Source organism: Synechococcus sp. R50.1 (genome assembly GCF_047462115.1).
Taxonomy (GTDB): domain Bacteria; phylum Cyanobacteriota; class Cyanobacteriia; order Thermostichales; family Thermostichaceae; genus Thermostichus.
The window spans coordinates 26,225-44,141 of record NZ_JANSIN010000018.1 but is presented as its reverse complement, the minus strand read 5'-3'; the positions used below and the strand labels follow the sequence as shown (position 1 = coordinate 44,141).

Sequence of the window (17,917 nt, the reverse complement as noted above, 5' to 3'; positions counted from 1 at the left end):
TCCTGCTCAGAGATAGGCAGGATGCGATCGCTTCTTTCCTGAACCATGTTCAGGAGAGTTCAGCGTGAATGTATCAGACAGGCAACTGCCCTTGAAAAGGCTTGAATGAGAACTACAGCCATCACTTGCTCTCGCCCGCCGCAGCTTAATTTTCCTCTCCAGCGCTGGCTGTGGAGTTGCTTCGGGGCCATGGCCATAACAGCTCTCACGGCTGTTGCAGCTTGGGCCCGGCCTGTGTTGGAAGTACGCATGACCCTGGGTTTGCCCATCAGCCCCAACTACTGGTACGTGGTGGCCCTCAGCCGGGCCGGTAGCCCCGGTCCCACCGCCAACTTGGTGGATCCCAACGTCCGTGTGGGGCCCAACGAGTACACCTTTGTGCGGGACTGGGATTACCTCATTCGGGTTACCCCCCTCAACGAAGAGTCGGTCTTGCAGGCCACCATCCAGCGGTTTGGAGAGCCGGAACGAGAGTTTGCGGTCGGCTTTAACCAGGTACGGGTCAATCGCCTCACCCGCGACCGCGATACCCTCAACTTCCAGATCGATATCTCCGAGCTGCAGGGTCTCGATGGGCGGGATCAAGATATTCAGGTGGCTCTGCTCACCGCTCGCGCCCCCTTCCGTGTGGCCCCCGAAGAGACCAATCTGGCCATTGATGCCACCCGGGGAGATTTGCCCAACTTCTATCGCCTCAGCCTGTCCAATCAGCGGCAGGTGGTTGTGGATGATCCCCAGCGACAAGAGACGGTGCGCCGCAGCCGCGAATTGATCCAACAAAGTGGCTCCGGAGCTGCCCTCACTCGCGACCTTATCGAGGGCGGGGCTTTGGAGATTTTGGCCGCCAACATCCTCACCTTCGAGCTGCGCCTGGTGGATCGCTAGAGAGGGATCTCTTCCCATCTGACATCTGCCCAAGACCGTTCTTGCAGCCCGGCAGAGCCTCAATCCCTCAATAGTCGTTCCAAGTTGCCGTGAACCGGCCCATTGGCTTCCCTCTACCCTTGGGAGAAAGGCTCGGGGATCTCAAGCGATTGGAAAAACTCCTTCTCCTGGAACGGGTGCAGGATCCAACATCACAAACAAAAACGACTCCAGCCCTGCCAGGTAGGTGAGCACCTCCTCCTGGGCCGCTTCCGGCTCTAACGTGTTGACCTGAGCTGCCTGCTCAATCATGGCCTTCACCGGCGTTGGCCCCTGCAACAGGGATCCCAGCCAGGCCATCTGAGGAGCTGGAATGGTTAGGCGTCCATAGCTAGCCCCCGGCCAATTCATGGCAAACTCCAGCTTCTTCTCGTAGGCTTTGGCGAAGTTTTGGCGAAATTCGACGTTGTCGGTCAGGATGGGGTTAAGCTGCACCCTGCCCCCCAGCCAATCGGCGTCGCTCCAGGGCAAGACCAAGGAAGAGCCGGGGTGTTCCGCCCAAAAGTCAATGAGGCGATGGTTGGGGTAGATCAGCTCATAAAAGTGATTTTGATCCGCAGGCGAGAGCTTGTCCAACTCAGCTTGCAACCAGGGGGGCATGGCCCTCTCCTTGAACAAAAGCGCCGGATCCCAGTCGGCATAGTCCACCAGACAAACCAGGCCCAGCTCAGCTTCCTCGAGCATGCGCATCAGGTCGGGGATCAGGAAGCCCTTGTCTCCTGGCAAGAGGTAGTTGGCCCGGATGTTGGTGTCGTCTTTGTAGATCTCAGGGTTCCAGCGCAGGGCTGCCCGCATTTCGTCCGAGGCCAAACTGGCCATGAATTCCCGTACCCGCTGACAGGCCTCAGGAGTGGGTAGATCAAACAGCCCCAGCAGCCGAAACGCCTCTTGTAGGCGAAAGATCACCTCCCGCTGGTAGGCGTGGTGCAGGTTGGCCCGCAGGATCCCGTCAGGTTTGAGAACCCGCTTGAGGGCTTTTAGCCCCGCCACCGGATTGTCCAGCAGATAGAGCACATCGTTGAGGCTGATGAAATCAAATTCCAGCCCCAACTGTTCGATGTCCAATAGGTTGAGAACATGGAGCTCCACCTCCCCGAAGCCGTGGTAGCGCAAGCGTCGCTCCGTCACCCGTACCGATTCTGCTGACAGGTCGCACACCACCAGCCGCGCCCCTGGATTGGCCTCCGCCAGGATCAACGTTTCCCAGCCCGAGCCGCAGCCAGCATTCAAAATGAGAGCGCCTTCGCTGGGCACAATGGCGCGGGTGCGGGCGTATTGGGCGGTGGTCAAACTTAGGCGGTACAACCCGTCAATGGCGTTGCGGCCCGAGGCCTCAATGGAAACATTGGGGTAGGGCAGTTCTTCGTACAGTTGCCGCAAAGATTCCGCAGTGCTCCGCACCGCTGACCCGAACGAGCTGCTGGCCATAGGGCTCCACACCGCTACCGTGAAGGGATCCGCTGCAGAAAGCTGCCCCCTATCCTACCCGCGATCCCTCCCCCGCAGGAATGCCTCTAAGGCCGCAGCCAGGGTTTCATTCCCCTGGAGATCCAACCCATCCGGCCTCTGGGGCGGGTGGGCGGGATCCTGCAAAAAGTCCCAGGATCCCTGAAAGAACTCCTCTGGGGAGAGGATGCGATGCCAGCCGTAGCGCTGCAGACCCTCAACCAGCAACGGCGACTCGGCAAACCCAGAGCGGGTAACACAGGCCATAGGTGTGCGGCTGCGCAGGGCCTCTGCCAAAGTGCCATAGCCCGGCTTGGACACCACCCAGCGGCAGAGGGGCATCACATCCACCGGTCGCCACACCTGCCCATCCAAAACCCGCAAGTTGGGCAAGGGAGGAGCCTCCCGATCAAACGTGAGAAACTGCCAGTCGGGAAAATCTTGGAGCCGCTCGTAAGGAAACCCCTGCACCCCCAGCCCGCCAAAGGTAAACAAAGCCCTGGGTTGCTCCGGGTGTAACCCCAACTGGGCGGCAACCTCCTCCGGCCCGTAGCGGGGATCCGATCCCGTCAGCCCCACCTCCTGCTGACGCGGAAAAGCGCTAGTGCTCCGCACCGCTGACGCGACCATGCTCTCGCTAAAAGGCAGGCGAAATAGAAGGTCGCACTGCCCGTAGAGCTCCTGGATCCAGGCCACAAACGGTTGAAACTCCGGGCCATACTCCTGATAGATGAAATCCCAGCCAAAATTACTGGCCATCCAGCAGGGGATCCCAGCAGCCTGGGCAATGGCTACAGCAATGGGCGGCACATCCGCCAACACCAAAGGCACCCCCTGGGCTCGAATGAAATCCGCTTCTTCCCGAATAAGCTCCGCAGCGCTGGCTTTGAACGCCTTGAGGGCGGCCAACGTAGTCGGCAGATCGGCCTGTAGCCCATCCGGCTGCACCACCCCCACATCCAACGCCCGCGGTCGATGGAGAAACTTCCCCTCTACGTAACGCTCCAGGAGCCAGCGGGGAGCCGGCGTAACAAAGATGGGCAGAACATGGGGATCCCGCCGCAGCAAAGCATTCACGACCGCCGCCAGACGGGTAACGTGCCCAAACCCGTGAGCTGTTGCCGCCACATACAGAGGAACGGGATTCATTGTGCTCTGCACCGCTAACGCGATAGGACTCCGTCCCGCTGGCGCGAACGCAACCGCCTCAGGACAGAACAGGATCCGCGGGGGGCTTTTCCCTATGGGATCCCCACAGATTGCTGGCCAAAATCAGACCCAGGCCCAGCACGGATCCCAGCGCAATCCTCTCGCCCAACAGCACCGCAATCAACCCCAACGACAAAAAGGGCGTCACATACACCCAGTTGGCCAGGGATCCCCGATGGCCCGCCAACTCCAGAGCCCGCAGCCAAAATACAAAAGTCAGGCCCATCTCCGCCAGACCAATGTAAGCCGCCCAACCCAGCCCCGCAACTGTCCAAGAGACCTCCTGAAACGGCAGCAGTAGCAGGCCATAGAGGCTGCCGAAGAGAAACCCCATAAACAGCTTCAGCACCGCATCTCGCCCATCCCGCACATTGAGCAGCCAGTAGAGCGCCCAGATTCCAGAGCTGCCCACCGCCAGCAGGACCCCCCAGGGATCCCCCGCCTGCAAGGTGCCCCAGGATCCCCCCGTAGCCACCAGCACCACCCCCAGCAGGCTCACCCCCAAGGCCAACACCAGCCGCCAACGGAAGCGCTCTCCCAGCAGCGGCACCGCCAGAAGAGCCAGCACCAGCGGCCAAGTGTAATTCAGAGCCATCGCCGCCTGAGCCGACAGACGGTCATAAGCCTGGAACAACACCCCATAGTAGCCGAAGGGGTTGAGCAGCCCCTGAAGGGCCGACAGGCGGATTTGGGATCCCTTCTGCCTGCCGATCAACCTCGCCCGCCCTGTAACCACCAAAACGATCCCCAGGATCAAGCAAGAGCTCAATGCCGAAAAAATCAGCAAGACCGTCGGCGACAGGTACCGCAACCCAAACTTAAAAGCGCTGGCAGCCGTGGCCCAGCCCAAGATGGCCGCCGCCAAGTAAACATAGGCTCGCCAGGGATCCCTAGGCATCAAAAGCTGTCGAGATTGCTGTCCTCTGGCTTCGACTTAGCTCCGGTGGGAAGGCCCAGCCGCGGTGCCACCACCCAGGCATAGAGCAGATAGCCCAACCCCGCCACCACCGCCCACCTGAGAACGGTGCCGAAAACCCGGAAGAACAGCCCAACCAGAAGAATACAGCCCAGAATGGCGAAGACCGTCACCAGTGGACGCCCCCAAGTCTCAATCCAAGCTCGAACGGCACTTTTCCCCCGAGACGCAACGGATGTTCCCGACTCCCGAGAGGCTGCAGCCGCCTGCTCCAGTTCACGCTCAAGCTGTTTCAGCCGTTCTTGTTCTGAGAAAGAGAGATCGGACATAGAGAGCAGTCTCCAGCGTTTCACCTCCATCTTACGGGCTGCTCCCGAAGATGGGCAGACTAAGCTCGCGCCGAAGGGATCTCCTGAACCATAGCCCGGAACACATCCAAAGCCGGGCCAGGGCGACGGTTAGGACGCGGAGCCGAGATCTCATTGGGCACAAAAGGCTTCTCCACCACCACCTTGGGCTTGTTGGCAGGAGCAGTTGCTGTAGCCGTAGGAGCAGAGCTGGGGGAAGCCGGTGCAGAACGAAAAGGCCCGGTAACAAAATCCACCAAGCCGCCGAAGAGAATGCCGAAAAAGGAGAACAGGCCGCCGAAAAGCTTCTTGAGGATACCCATAGCTAATTGCAAAGAGATGAGGTGAGAACTTGTCGATGTTGAGAACTTGTCGATGTTATGTCGATGTTGTGAAGTTATACAACTCGACCTTCATTATTGTTAAAAGGTAGCCTCTTGGCCATGAGTAGATATACTCCTTTTCTTAGGCCTGGGGATCCCCCACCCGCCTGCCCTCGGCGTCAAATTGCTGTAGGGGCAGGATCAACTCCAGCTCCTGCAGTTCCAAAGGCTGAGGGATCCCTCTACTGCGCCCCAAAGCAAAGCCATCCGCCGCTGCTGGATTCACCTCATAGCCGATATCTGCCATTGCTCCCACCGTGAGAATGCTCAAGGGGTTGGCTACCCCCCGGTCGATGCGGCTGGTCATCAGCTCGCGGCCCAAGACGCTCTCCCGCCAATGGGAATCTCGGGATCCCTCCCCAAACTCGTTTTCTAAAGGAACAGAGGGCGCGTTTCCTCCCAGCGTGGCGAAGGCGCTGACCGCCCTGGGGCCGATAAAGCGGGGATCATAGCCAGGGGGCGTAGGCTGATCCCGTCCCACCAAGCCCACCGTTAGCCCCTTGGGATCCCAGACGATGGGCAAGAAGCCCAAGGCATGGCCCAACTCGTGCAGGGCAGTAATGGGCAGATCCCCTCGCTCTTCCAAAGCCGATAGGTTTTGGCTGTTGAACAAAATGACGGAGTAGAAAGGCAGACCGTTAGAGGCCCGCACAAAACAGGGAGCAGCTCCCCCCAAAATTCGCTCGTTGCCGAGGTTTCTGGCCCGCACCTCCACCAGCAGATCGTCGATGGGGAAATTGAGTGGCGTGCTGGGAAACCCTCGATCGCATTCGTCGGCCCGAATGGTGGTGGGGGGCAGATCCGGCTGGTCACCAACGATGATCTGTTGCCAGCGCAGAGCGGCATTGCGGACGATCGACTGCTGGGTGGGGGTGAGACTGTTGTCGGGAAAGCGAACGTCAATGGTGAACTGGGAAGCAGGCGCAGTCGTTGGCGAGGGCAAAGGGGCAGGAATGACAGTCGGAGTAGGGGTGAGAACAACAGTTGGAGTAGAGGTGGGAATGAGGGTTGGAATGGGAGTGGGAATGACACCTACAGAAGAGGAACCACCACTTCCGCCGCAAGCCTTGAGCACCAGTACCAGAAGCACAGCCACCAGGGATCCAAGCAGACGCAGACCCCATACTTTCCCCAGAAGCTGTCGCTGCCCCGAAAAAACCTTCACACCACCCCCAAACGCAAAGAGCCTCACGGCCCAGTTGGATCATACCGGTTGCGACCCTCCTCCTGAGCATGATTTGCGTCACACCGCACCGGCCAACTTCAAGGCCGGGAAGAGGTGGGTTTGGAGGTCTATATCTTCAGGTCGGAAGCCCTCAATCTAACAATCCAAAGAGTCAGAAGATCCTTCTTCTTCTATGCCCCAGCCTGCAGCCAAAACGTCCACCGCTGCCCGCAACGCCTGGCTATCCCCCAAGAGCTCCTCGGGATCCGAGCGCGGCTCCACCAGGGGAACCAAGCGCAGAATGCGTCCGTCTTGAACCAAATCGATAACCACGCCCGGCTGCTCCTTGCCCAGGTTGGCCATCTCTTCTTCTGAAGCGGGATCCCGCAGACAGGCATAGTCAAAGCTGTTCACATTTAAGTAGAGGCTACGGTTTACCACCAGTGTGGCAGCAGTGGGATCCTGAAAAACATCCACCACGCAGCCTTCCCCTTGCTTCCGCACTGAGCCATCGACGATATCGAAGTAGCGAACACGGGCCAAATCGGATAGGAGTCGGTAAATATCCCGCTTATTGACCAGAGTTCCCGTATTCACAATACAGGGGGCACAGGGATGAGTGTCTGTCATAGAGCAGTCGGTCTCGAAAGGTCAACAGATTGAGAGTAGGCAAAAGGAAAGCAACATCAACAGTGTCTGCAAACTATCTCCGAAAACATCAGTCCTCGGCAATTCTAGGCGCGGTTATGGTTGACAAGCAACAGGGATCCGTAACTTTACAAAAACTTTAATCAGCTAAAAAAGAGAGAAGTAGCCTGCCCTGCTTTATCCAGTTAACCCAGTGCAACAACAGAACAACTCGCTCCATTCCGCCTACCCAGGGCTCAGACTGCTCTCAAGGCAAAATCAATCCATAGCTTTGCTTCTATCGACTTTATCACAGCCTTCCAAAAAGGGCACAGGCCACTACAAGGTGCAATCTCCAGACAAAAGGGACAGAGGCTGTCCGGCAGGATTCTACCTGCATCTTGTGGGAAGGCAAGTAGCTGAGCAGCTTTAGACTCTAGATATTGTAGATAGATATTGTAGATGAACCCCGAACAGACCGTCTTCGATTCAGAACTCTCCCCTTGGCTTCTTAGGAAGGATAGCATAGGGTACCAAGCCCGCTGCCTGAGAAAGTGTTGACTTTCCACCAGAGACGACTTTTGCCGTGGTAACCACTCCCCAACGCCAGACTCTGCCGGTTGTCGATTTTGCCGCCTTTCAGAAAGGAACGGCAGGTGAGCGGGAGCAGTTTGTCCGCCAGGTGGGGGAAGCCCTGCAGCAGATTGGCTTTTTTGCCTTGGTTAACCATGGCCTATCGCCGGAATTGATCCGGGAAGCCTATGAAGCCGCAGAAGCCGTTTTTCTTTTGCCAGAGCCAACCAAGAGAGCCTATGAGGATCCGGCCCTGCTGGGGCAACGAGGGTACACCCCCTTTGGCAAAGAACACGCCAAAGATCATCCCTACCCTGACTTGAAAGAGTTTTGGCACATCGGGCGCGAAGGGGATCCCCACCTTCCTGCCAACATTTGGCCTCGGGAGGTGCCCCAGTTTCGCAGGGTGATGGTAGAGCTGTTCGCCCAATTGGAAACCTGTGCCCAGGGACTGTTGCAAGCAATCTCTCTGTATCTGGGGGAGCCTGCCGAATACCTGCCCAAAGCGGCGGAAGGAGGAGCCAATCTCTTGCGGGTGATTCACTATCCGCCCCTTCCCGCTGAAGCCCCTCCCCAGAGTTTACGAGCTGCAGCCCATGAAGACATCAACTTGATCACGCTCTTGTGTGAAGCCACCGCGCCAGGGCTAGAACTTCTGCAACGAGATGGATCTTGGCTGCCCATTTCGGCTCTGCCCGGTCAGATCATTGTCGATGCTGGGGATATGCTGCAAAACCTCACCAATGGCCTGTTGCGCAGCACCACCCATCGGGTGACCAACCCCGACAACCCTCAAGAATGCCGCTTTTCCATTCCCTTCTTTGTGCATCCGCGGCCAGAGGTGGATCTCACGCCCTTGCCGACTTGTGTGGCCCGCACCGGCGGGATCCCTCGGTTCCCTTCCCTGACTGCCGGAGAATACTTGGCCCAGCGGTTGAGGGAAATCGGCCTGGCCGAGGCAGGATCCCCGCCCCAGCATTGATCCGAACTGGGGGTCTCTATGTTTCGGATCCCAGCCCTGCCCTACGAGTATGAAGTTCCCAGCCTGTCTCAGTTGGCCCTGGTGATCATCGATATGCAGCGAGATTTCCTGGAACCAGGCGGCTTTGGGGAGATGCTGGGCAATGATGTCACCCAACTGGGATCCATTGTGCCCACCCTGAAGGGGCTGCTGGACTTTTGTCGTCAGAAGGGCCTAACCATCATTCACACCCTAGAGGGTCATCAGCCAGATCTCTCCGATTGCCCGCCCAGCAAGCGCAAACGCGGCAAGGGATCCCTGACCATTGGGGACGAAGGCCCTATGGGGCGGATTTTGATTCGGGGAGAGCCGGGCAACGCCATCATCCCTGAGCTTGCTCCGCTTGCGGGAGAGATCGTCATCCCCAAACCCGGCAAAGGGGCTTTCTACGCCACCGAGCTGCAAGAAATCTTGCAAAAGCGCGGCATCACCCACCTGCTGTTCAGCGGAGTAACCACAGAAGTCTGCGTGCAAACCACAATGCGCGAGGCCAATGACCGCGGCTATGAGTGCCTGCTGGTGGAAGATTGCACCGCCAGCTACTTCCCAGAGTTCAAGCAAGCCACCCTGGAGATGATCCGGGCGCAAGGGGGCATCGTCGGCTGGACGAGTTCTGCTCAGAACATCCAAAAAGCGTTATCGGGTTTACAGTGAGTGTGAATAACCCAACAAGCGTGAGGCTGAACCGATGACACTGGCTCAGGAGGCAACTGCCCAAGTCCCCGCCTTTTGCGAAGGGATCCAGTACTTCGGGGATCCCTGGCCGGAATTTGACCGCCTGGGCCAGGCCCCTGCAGTGGATGCCGGCACCGGGAAACTGAGGGATCCCGGCAGTCGTATGGCCGCCTACCAAACCTTGCTCTATGCCGATGCCTTGCGCTACCTCACCCTGCAAATGACCGCCAGCAAAGCCTCAGGCCACCCAGGGGGATTTGCCAGCCAAGCAGAAGCCTATGCCGCTCTGGTGTACCTGGGCCAGAAGAACATCCCCACCGAAGTTGGGCACCACGCGCCGGGCTTTTACGCGGCCATGTTTTTGGATGGATCCCTGGCCGAGATGGGCATCCACACCGTCTCCGACCTACGGGCCCGTTTTCGAGAGCGGGAAGGGCTGTTGGGTCACCTCTCTGGCTACATTCCCGGGCTGCTGGCGCCGGCTGGGCCGCTGGGGCAGGGGCAGCACTTTGCCATGGCGGGGGCATTACTCTACCCGGATCGCCTCTTCCCGGTCACGATTGGGGATGGCGGCCTGGGAGAGCCCTATGTGATGAGCTCCATGATTCACTTCCACACGGCTTTCCCGCAGCGCACCAACTTCCTGCCGGTGCTGGTCTGGAACGGCTACAGCCAAGAGCACCACAGCATGATCTCCACCGCCAGCAACGCCCAGATGATCGAGTATTGGCGGGGCAACGGCTTTGAGGAAGTGGTGTTGGTGGATGCCAAGGACTTTGACGATGCCCAACAGCCTGGCCCTTACGTCGACAGCACTCAGTTTTCCCTAGAAGCCCGCCTTGCCTTTGCCCAAAGGGTGCTGATCGAAATGGAGCGAGCCATCCAATCAGCCCTGAGCGGACAATTAACGGTTTTCATCCTCAAGCAACTGAAGGGGGCTGGGGTACATGCCAAGGGATCCAAGTCCCACAACCTCTACGGCCACCACACTCTGGATCACCCGGACATTGTGGCGGCTCTGCGGGCGCGGGCTTTACACCCGGCAGCTTGGGCCCTGGTGCGACAGAACTGCGAGCGGGCCGCCGGGGGGCCAGCCGCCAAAGTGGCGGTTACAGAGTTCGTTCGGCCCCTTCCACCTCTGGGATCCCTAAACCTAACGGAGTTTCCCCTGGGGGACAAGCAGGTTTCCACCACGGCCATCGGATCCCTGGTGGTGCAGGTGGGGCAGAAAGATCCCGACTTTTTGGTGGCCAATGCCGACGGCAACGAAGCTTCCGGCATCGCCAATGTGAACCAAGGTCTCAAGGTGATTCACCCCACGGTGGATCCCCTCTACAACCAACAGCCCCAAGGACAAGTCTATGAGCCCCTGAGCGAAGATGCCTGCGCAGGACTGACGGCGGGCCTGGCGCTCTTCGGCGGACGCTCCCTGTGGTGCTCCTACGAGTCCTTTGCCGTCAACGGCCTACCCATCTGGCAGACAGTAACCCAAGCCATGGCGGAGCTGCGCCGGCCCACCCCCTCGGCCATTGCCCTCTTCACTGCCGGCGCTCTGGAACAGGGGCGCAACGGCTGGACCCACCAACGCCCGGAAATTGAAGCCTACCTGGCGGCCATGATGCGCAACGGCAACATCTTTCCCCTCTTCCCGCCGGATGCCAACTGTGCCCAAGCTGCCTACGAATGGGCCCTATCCACCTGCAACAAAGGGATCCCTATCATCGCCAGCAAAACCCCCCTGCCCATCCGCACCACCCTAGAACAAGCTCGCCAAGCAGTAGAGCAGGGCTGCATCGTCCTTCAGGAGTTTCCTGGATCCCGCACCGTGGTCTTTGCCGTGGTGGGGGATATGATTCTCCTGCCCGTGTTCGAGGCGGCTGAACAGCTCCAAGCCCAAGGGATCGGCTGCAAAATCGTCTCGGTGATTAACCCCCGCCGTCTGTATCGCCCCGGCGACGTGGCCTGGTCCACCTGTGCTCAGCCAGATGGGGAATTCATGTCCGACCAAGAATTTGCCGCTTGGTTTGCCGGCGAGGCCCTTATTGGCGTAACCGGCGGATCCAGCCTGATGTTGGAGCCTCTGACATTGCGCTACACTGGCCCGCGCGACATTTTTGCCTGGAAACGCGGCGAAACCACCGCCACCCCCGCCGAATTGATGGACTACAACGGCCTGACAGCTCAGGCACTGTCAGAACGAGCCAAGCAACTGCTATGCTGAGGGCGAGCTTTTAGCTTGGTTAGCATTGTCCACCTTATTTTTTCCTATGACTGCGGCTAGATATCTCCGAGAGAAGCTTGAGAGGATGTCTCCCACCGAGAGGGTAGAGCGAGTTGTTGTCCAACACTTTGCTTCTCCTCTCCTGCAGGCGCTTGGCTTTGACGACTCGGAAATTAGAGAAGAATTCGAGACAGGTTGCGGCCAGGTCGATCTCGCAGCAAGAAAGAACGGAGATCCTGAAGATATTTTCTTTAGATCCCCGAAGAATCCCTACTTGCTTTTGGAGGCAAAATCTAGAGCAGTTAATCTCAGAGAAGGATCTTGCTATAGAGATGCAGTTTGTCAGATAGAAAGTTACTTGCTTGCCAAGGACTGCAAATCTGCAAAATGGGGAATTATCACCAATGCAAATAACATCCAGCTTTGGAGGAAGCACGGAAAAGTCGTTCACCCCGCTACAGCAAACCTTGATATTAGCTCAGATAACATTGAGAGCATAGTGCGTAACTTGCGAGACAAGATAGAAAACTATGAGCGCGCTCTGACTGTATGCGTGTATAACAATAAAGGGGGCGTAGGCAAAACAACAACAGTTATTAACCTTGCAGCAGCACTAGCAACAAAGAGAAAGAAAGTCTTAGTTGTTGACTTTGATTCCCAAGGAGATCTGACAAGAAGCTTGGGAGTTACTACTGGAAAAATTACACTGACGCAGTGCTTAAAGGATCCCAAAATAGATGTTCATTCCGTTGTCCAAACATACAGACTCAAGACAGTTAGACAAGGCAAACAGAGTATAGTTTCCATCTTTGACATCATCCCAAGAGACCCTGAACTGGAAACGTTAACTGATAGCCAGGCGGTAGCATATATCCAGAAGGGAACTCGGCGCCTTCGCGATCTGATTGCCCCTCTTCGCAATGAGTATGATTACATCCTAATTGACTGCCCAACTCAATGGCTTTACTTTAGCCAGAGTGGTGTTTTTGCTGCCGATGTTATTTTGATACCTACCCGCCCCGACGATCTGTCTTCCCTGAATAATGCTGCTAGAGTAATCACCAGATTTGTTCCAGAAACTGCTAGGTCACGACAGGATGGTGGCCCCAGGACTTTGCCTATCTTTTTCAATGGCGTCCCCTCAGAAAGCGAAAACACTATTAAACGAGCAAATGATGAGATAGAAAAAATTGTCAGCCAAGAGAGAAGCATGAACCTACTTCCATATTTCTGGCCGCATTTTAAGAGAGGTAATGAAAACAAAAGCATTTTTAGGATACCTGACTATGCAGTGATATCCTCTGCAAGCTTTGATCGAAGGCCTGCCGTCTTTAATCGGAGAGTTTTAGAATACTACCAGAGTCTTGCCCGTGAGTACTTTATCGATGAGTGAGTTTTCAGATCTAGGTAGATTGGTTAACTTACCCCTTGAGAGCATTACGCCCGCCGATGGGTTTTCTGCTCCCTCCTTCCTTGTTGCCGCAGCCGCAGATCAGCTAAGGGCGACAGGAGGACACAACTGGGTTCCTCTGCTGGTGGTCGAGGCTGGCGACTATCAGTACAAGGCCATTGGTAACCATTTTGTCTATGCAGTTGCTCAAGAAGCGGGACTGGAAAGGCTATGGTGTATCGTTGTCGATCCTGATCCAGAGCAGGTTAAGCAGGCCCAGATTCTCGCCAAAGAAATTGTTCCGAAGGTAAATTTGACCAATACATCGAGAGAGACTATCTTGGCTGCGCTAAGATACCTAGCCGAGCAACCCAGCAGTCCCCTCAAGGGAGTCGATGTAACCATTGCAGCTGCCCGGATTGCAGACGCGGATAGAAGTTGGTGGCAGGACTTAACCCCCATAACCAAGCTTGGGTGCAAAATTACGCGAGGCAAAAAACTGGATGCCCTATCGGAAGTATTTTTCGTAACTCCTACAGCGTTGCCCCCTACTCTGAAGAAATCATCCAAGAGATCTGCGGCATCCGCTGGCGCGAAGAAAGCGACCTCAACTCGCTCGCGGAAAAAAACAGAGGGAGAGAGCTGAAAGGGATCCCTTCAAAAACATATTCTCCTCTACACATCACCGAGGCCCGACTCCGCTTGCTGTGGGATGCCTGCCTCAAGCCTCCCTTTGAATGGCTACTGCCACCCCAAACAGCCTTGGCCGCTCTCAACAACAGCCTCCATGGCAGGTATGCTCTGCTTACCTAGGACGACCGGATCCATCTGGAGCTCATGCACAGGATGATCACCAGCATCTTGGAGATCGACCTGACCCAAACCGTCCGGTATTATCTTGACCACAGGGATCCCCCCCTTATCGCCTGGATCCTGGGCCGTGATCAAGCGCTCCAGACCTGTTGAAACCTCATATTGTTCAGGGTCAGGCCCCATTGGGATCCAACGCTGCCACAGATCCGAGGCTTTGTAGCTACAGAGTTTGAGGACTCGATAAACTTATGAGGTCGAAGCTCAACGGCTGGAACCGGTAGGATTGACTTATCTTTGGCCGGTGTCCTGTTAGGAATGGATCATGGCGCTTTACGACTGCGACTTTTATGCCTGGACGCAAGAGCAAGCCGCACTGCTGAGATCGGGGCAGTGGGATCGATTGGATATTCCCAACTTGGTGGAGGAGATTGAGACTTTGGGCAGGCAAGAACGCCGCGAATTGGTGAATCGGCTAGGGATCCTGGTGGGCCATTTGCTAAAGTGGCAGTTTCAGCCTCAACAACGAAGCAAAAGTTGGACAGCCACAATCATCGAACAGCGGCAAGAGGTGCAGGAGTTAATTGCGGATAATCCCAGCCTTAAGTCTTATCTGGTTGAAGCAATGAATAAAGCTTATCAAAAGAGCGTCCTGCTGGTGGTTAAAGAAACGCCCCTATCTCTGGACGATCTGCCTGCCCACTGTCCCTACACATTGGATCAGGTGATGGATCCCGACTTTTACCCCGAGCAGGAGAGCCCCCAGTGAGGATCTCGTCTTTCCCTCATGGCGTATCTCCCTCTTTCAGTTGGGCGTTTTCATAGTTAACATTCCACCTAGGCAAATGACAATTTCGCTGTGGCCAATTGACAGTCTGAGCTGATGCGGTTGTCAGATGCTCTCTTCAAAATAATCACTATCAATCTTCTTTACCGGATACAATGAAACTGTAGATACGCCAACGTCGTGCTCAATCATTAGATTTGTTAGTTGTTCGCCGTCAATCAAAACAATCTTACTGCCGATCTGCGAAACGTAGCTGCTAGCGTCTTCAGTAAACCTGGAGGTAGTGATAAAAATACCCTTGTTTGCTCTTTGAGCCTGTAAAGCACCCACAAACTGCATGACATCAGGACGACCTACCGGATTGCTATCCCAACGCTTTGCCTGAATATACACAACATCAAGACCGAGTTTGTCCTCTTTGATGATCCCATCAATTCCACCATCGCCACTCTTGCCAATTGCTTTGCCTGCATCTGCCCGTGAGCCTCCGTAGCCCATTTTAACCAGCAGCTCCACAACAACCTTTTCGAAGAAGGCGGGCGATACTTTCTTTAGCTTGGCAAGCAGTTCATCAGCCAGTTTGTCACGGAGACTTTCATATGCAGCTTCTAACTGCTCTAATGGTGTCGCTGCCGAAGTCTCTGATAAAGCTTTTTGTTTGCTTGCCTTGTTGCTGCTTCTTGTGTCTTTGGGCCCCTCAAATTCTCGGAATTCAGGATATTGCCTGAGTAACTCTACATTGATGGTTTTGGGCTGTTTTTCAAGAAGATCTCTTCCGCGGTCAGTAATTTGGTAGAATCCTCTGCGCGTTGTTTCCAGCAGCCCTGCCTTTTTCATATAAGTTGCAGCCCAGCCGACGCGATTGACAAAGGTTGGCTGTACACCGCTCGGCAGCATCTCCCTGAGATCGTCCTCTGTGAGGCCCAGTTCCTTTGCCAGAACTTCAACAGCTTCGCTGGTTGATATTTCGGTTTCTTTACGTGCTGCAAACTGGAGAAGTGGCAACATCAAGCTCTGATAATCGGGAACGGCCATTTGTAGAACCGATGTGAAGACAGGGATCCCAAACCGAAGTAGGTTCCACCCATAACTTTACGCCAACCCTCTGCTGCAAGCCAGTTAGGGTATCCGCCAGGCCGGGAAGCCTCTGAAAAAAGTTTGACGTGGATGGCTCAGGCGTGATTTGAACACGCGACCAAGGGCTTATGAGTCCCCTGCTCTACCGCTGAGCTACTGAGCCAGGATAGTGCTTAACTAGAATAGCACTCTTGGGCCGGAACTGCGCCTCAGAAAATCCCCTCAGCCCCCTCTCGGGAAGAAGCCCCAGACAAGGCAATGCCTATCGGCAGGCCAGGGCAGCTTCATAAACCCGTCGGTTGGCCGCGAGAGACTTCTCCAAATCCACCAGTGGGCGAGGGTAGTCCACCCCCAATCGGACTCCAAATTGCTTCTGCTCGGCAGCAGTGAGGCGATAGGGCTCGTGGATTTTATCCCCCGGGATCCCGGCCAATTCCGGCAACCAGTGGCGCAGATAGTCTCCTTTGGGATCGTACTCGCGAGATTGTTTGGGGATATGGAAGTAGCGGAAGCCACGGGCATCATTCCCTACGCCGGCGGTGTAGTTCCAATTGCCGTAGTTGCTGGCCACGTCGTAGTCGATGAGCAACGACTCAAACCACTCAGCGCCCATGCGCCAGTCGATGCCCAGGTTTTTTGTCAAAAAGCTGGCCACATTCTGCCGTCCCCGGTTGGACATAAACCCAGTAGCCGCCAGCTCCCGCATGTTGGCATCCACCAAGGGGTAGCCCGTCTCACCCCGACACCAAGCCTGGAAGCGCGGCCAATCCTGCTGCCAAGGGATAGGGATCCCTTGGATCCCAGAAGGACGGAACAGTTTGGCGCCGTGCTTGGCCAAGATAAACCGAAAATAATCCCGCCACAGCAGCTCAAACACCAGCCAGTAGGTGGACTCATTGCGCACCCGCTCCTGCTCGTAACGCTTGACCTCGGCATAGACGGTGCGGGCCGAGATACAGCCCAGCGCCAACCAAGCAGAAAGCCGGGAGCTATCGTCGGGATCCAACATGCCGTTGCGGGTTTCTTTGTAGATGCGCAGCCGATCCAGATCCCAAAAGTAGGTTTGCAGGCGGGCATGGGCAGCAGTGCTGCCGCCAAGGTAGGTGAAGCGGGCCCGTGGATCCCTAGCAGGTGAAGATAGCCCCAGCGAGGCCAGGGTGGGCAGAGGGCCGGGATCCAAACCCGATGGCAGGGGGGGGATCGAGGGAATGGGCAAGGGATCCCGGATGGGGGTGCTCCCCTCGACTTGCTTTCGAAAGCGGGTGAACAGCTCCGGCAGTTGCGAGAGACAAAAGGGGAGATCCTCAGGGTGATAGAGGGTATGGCCCCAATCAACCTGCAGCCGGATCCCCAGAGACCGCAAAGCCCGCTCAACAGCAGCCGCCACCTCCTTCTCCTCGGTGCCCACCTCTTCATGGGCATAGACCGCCTCGACCCCCCACTCCTGTGCCAAGGTGGGGATCACCTGTTCTGGCTGTCCCTGGCGGATCACCAAATCCGAGCCGCGCGACCGCAACTGCTGCCGCAAATCCGCCAAACTCTCCAGCAAAAACTGACCGCGGAAAGGGCCGGTTCTGGGGCGGAGCCCAAGGGAAGTCTCGCCGAACTGGCGGGGATCCAAGCAATACAAGGGGATCAAAGGGGATCCCTGTTGGCAGGCCCGCGTCAGCGGCTGGTGATCCAGCAGGCGCAAGTCGGTGCGAAACCACAGCAGGACGGTCATTCTGCAGCTACCCTACACGGATCCCGCGGACTCAGACTTGGACACCCGAACCCCAGCTGGACGCCCCAGCTCAGGGCTGGGAACAAAATGAGGCACATCGGCAGCCGGGATGTGAACAGGGGCCTTGGTGCGCGGATGATAGGTTTGCCGGGCGGGACGATGGCGCAGCGAGAACGTGCCAAAGCGAGCCAGCCGCACGGATCCCCCCTGGGCCAGGCATTGGCTAATGCTGTCCAGCATAGCCTCCAGAGCAGCAGCAGCCATTTCCACGGTCAGGCCATCCACCTGCGCGGCCATCTGGCGGGCCAGCAAACGGCGAGTCAAATGAGGAGGAGAAGCCACCAACCGACCCTCTAGACAACAGAACACAGACAGGGGCTTAGAGCACCTCCAGTTCACTCTCGAAAAACCAATGTCGAGAGCGATCGGGAAACTCCAGAATGTAGCCGACACCGCTGCCATCGACCACACGCCGTGCCAGCACCACAGCCTCTTTGCCCACCAGAGCGCTGAGGTTTTCTTGTCCGCGATCCTGGACAGAGCGAACTTTGACCTTATTTCCAACCTTGATCGCCATAAAACCGCGAAGAGACTTACCACTCAAGATGGTACGGCAAAAGTCC

The 17,917-nt window shown here is 56.6% G+C and carries 18 protein-coding genes and 1 tRNA gene; 7 read left to right on the top strand and 12 right to left on the bottom strand.

Annotated features, from left to right (window positions below; translation table 11 throughout):
- Window positions 1–189 precede the first annotated feature (189 nt).
- Window positions 190–885 (top strand): hypothetical protein, encoded by a 696-nt coding sequence (locus tag NW870_RS06555; RefSeq protein ID WP_414357768.1) that lies wholly within the window; start codon window positions 190–192, stop codon window positions 883–885.
- 141 nt (window positions 886–1,026) lie between these two features.
- Here NW870_RS06555 and NW870_RS06550 read toward each other — a convergent pair whose 3' ends face one another.
- The 7 genes from NW870_RS06550 to NW870_RS06520 all read right to left on the bottom strand — a co-directional run bounded on the left by NW870_RS06550 (window position 1,027) and on the right by NW870_RS06520 (window position 7,020).
- Window positions 1,027–2,352 carry a class I SAM-dependent methyltransferase gene (locus NW870_RS06550; protein ID WP_414357769.1) on the bottom strand — a complete coding sequence of 442 codons (1,326 nt, stop codon included), beginning with the start codon at window positions 2,350–2,352 and terminating at the stop codon, window positions 1,027–1,029.
- A 54-nt stretch (window positions 2,353–2,406) separates the two neighbouring features.
- Window positions 2,407–3,519, bottom strand: a complete 1,113-nt coding sequence (locus NW870_RS06545) for a glycosyl transferase (protein WP_414374541.1) — start codon at window positions 3,517–3,519, stop codon at window positions 2,407–2,409.
- A gap of 58 nt (window positions 3,520–3,577) precedes the next feature.
- The gene (locus tag NW870_RS06540; RefSeq protein ID WP_414374540.1) at window positions 3,578–4,477 is read right to left on the bottom strand and encodes a DMT family transporter; all 900 of its coding nucleotides are present in this window, start codon (window positions 4,475–4,477) and stop codon (window positions 3,578–3,580) included.
- On the bottom strand, window positions 4,477–4,824 hold the full coding sequence (locus NW870_RS06535; RefSeq protein WP_414374539.1) for a hypothetical protein: 348 nt from the start codon (window positions 4,822–4,824) through the stop codon (window positions 4,477–4,479). Before NW870_RS06535 ends, NW870_RS06540 begins: the two co-directional genes overlap by 1 nt.
- 59 nt (window positions 4,825–4,883) lie before the next feature.
- The gene (locus NW870_RS06530) at window positions 4,884–5,165 is read right to left on the bottom strand and encodes a hypothetical protein (RefSeq protein ID WP_414374537.1); all 282 of its coding nucleotides are present in this window, start codon (window positions 5,163–5,165) and stop codon (window positions 4,884–4,886) included.
- A 142-nt stretch (window positions 5,166–5,307) separates the two neighbouring features.
- Entirely contained in the window at window positions 5,308–6,390 is a 1,083-nt protein-coding gene (locus tag NW870_RS06525; protein ID WP_414374535.1) for a leishmanolysin-related zinc metalloendopeptidase, read from the bottom strand.
- Window positions 6,391–6,546: 156 nt separating this feature from the next.
- A complete protein-coding gene (locus NW870_RS06520) occupies window positions 6,547–7,020 on the bottom strand; it encodes a hypothetical protein (protein ID WP_414374534.1) in 474 nt (157 codons plus the stop codon).
- 583 nt (window positions 7,021–7,603) lie between these two features.
- Here NW870_RS06520 and NW870_RS06515 point away from each other — a divergent pair.
- The 6 genes from NW870_RS06515 (at window position 7,604) to NW870_RS06490 (ending at window position 14,476) form a co-directional block, all read left to right on the top strand.
- On the top strand, window positions 7,604–8,572 hold the full coding sequence (locus NW870_RS06515; protein ID WP_414374533.1) for an isopenicillin N synthase family dioxygenase: 969 nt from the start codon (window positions 7,604–7,606) through the stop codon (window positions 8,570–8,572).
- An 18-nt stretch (window positions 8,573–8,590) separates the two neighbouring features.
- On the top strand, window positions 8,591–9,265 hold the full coding sequence (locus NW870_RS06510; RefSeq protein WP_414374531.1) for a cysteine hydrolase family protein: 675 nt from the start codon (window positions 8,591–8,593) through the stop codon (window positions 9,263–9,265).
- 34 nt (window positions 9,266–9,299) lie between these two features.
- A complete protein-coding gene (locus NW870_RS06505; protein WP_414374529.1) occupies window positions 9,300–11,507 on the top strand; it encodes a phosphoketolase in 2,208 nt (735 codons plus the stop codon).
- An 85-nt stretch (window positions 11,508–11,592) separates the two neighbouring features.
- Window positions 11,593–12,900: an AAA family ATPase gene (locus tag NW870_RS06500; RefSeq protein ID WP_414374527.1), complete on the top strand. Its 1,308-nt coding sequence runs from the start codon at window positions 11,593–11,595 to the stop codon at window positions 12,898–12,900.
- Window positions 12,893–13,543 (top strand): Rho termination factor, encoded by a 651-nt coding sequence (locus NW870_RS06495; RefSeq protein WP_414374526.1) that lies wholly within the window; start codon window positions 12,893–12,895, stop codon window positions 13,541–13,543. Before NW870_RS06500 ends, NW870_RS06495 begins: the two co-directional genes overlap by 8 nt.
- Before the next feature lie 489 nt (window positions 13,544–14,032).
- Window positions 14,033–14,476, top strand: a complete 444-nt coding sequence (locus NW870_RS06490) for a DUF29 domain-containing protein (protein ID WP_414374525.1) — start codon at window positions 14,033–14,035, stop codon at window positions 14,474–14,476.
- A gap of 123 nt (window positions 14,477–14,599) precedes the next feature.
- Here the strand turns inward: NW870_RS06490 and NW870_RS06485 are convergent, their stop codons facing one another.
- The 5 genes from NW870_RS06485 to NW870_RS06465 all read right to left on the bottom strand — a co-directional run bounded on the left by NW870_RS06485 (window position 14,600) and on the right by NW870_RS06465 (window position 17,871).
- Entirely contained in the window at window positions 14,600–15,529 is a 930-nt protein-coding gene (locus tag NW870_RS06485; RefSeq protein ID WP_011432440.1) for a restriction endonuclease, read from the bottom strand.
- Window positions 15,530–15,662: 133 nt separating this feature from the next.
- A tRNA-Met gene (locus tag NW870_RS06480) sits at window positions 15,663–15,734 on the bottom strand.
- A 99-nt stretch (window positions 15,735–15,833) separates the two neighbouring features.
- Window positions 15,834–17,294 (bottom strand): DASH family cryptochrome, encoded by a 1,461-nt coding sequence (locus NW870_RS06475; protein ID WP_414374523.1) that lies wholly within the window; start codon window positions 17,292–17,294, stop codon window positions 15,834–15,836.
- Window positions 17,295–17,306: 12 nt separating this feature from the next.
- Window positions 17,307–17,636, bottom strand: coding sequence for an HU family DNA-binding protein (locus tag NW870_RS06470; RefSeq protein WP_238376891.1), 330 nt, complete (start codon window positions 17,634–17,636; stop codon window positions 17,307–17,309).
- Window positions 17,637–17,673: 37 nt separating this feature from the next.
- Window positions 17,674–17,871, bottom strand: coding sequence for a cytochrome b6f subunit family protein (locus NW870_RS06465; RefSeq protein WP_041436278.1), 198 nt, complete (start codon window positions 17,869–17,871; stop codon window positions 17,674–17,676).
- Window positions 17,872–17,917 lie beyond the last annotated feature (46 nt).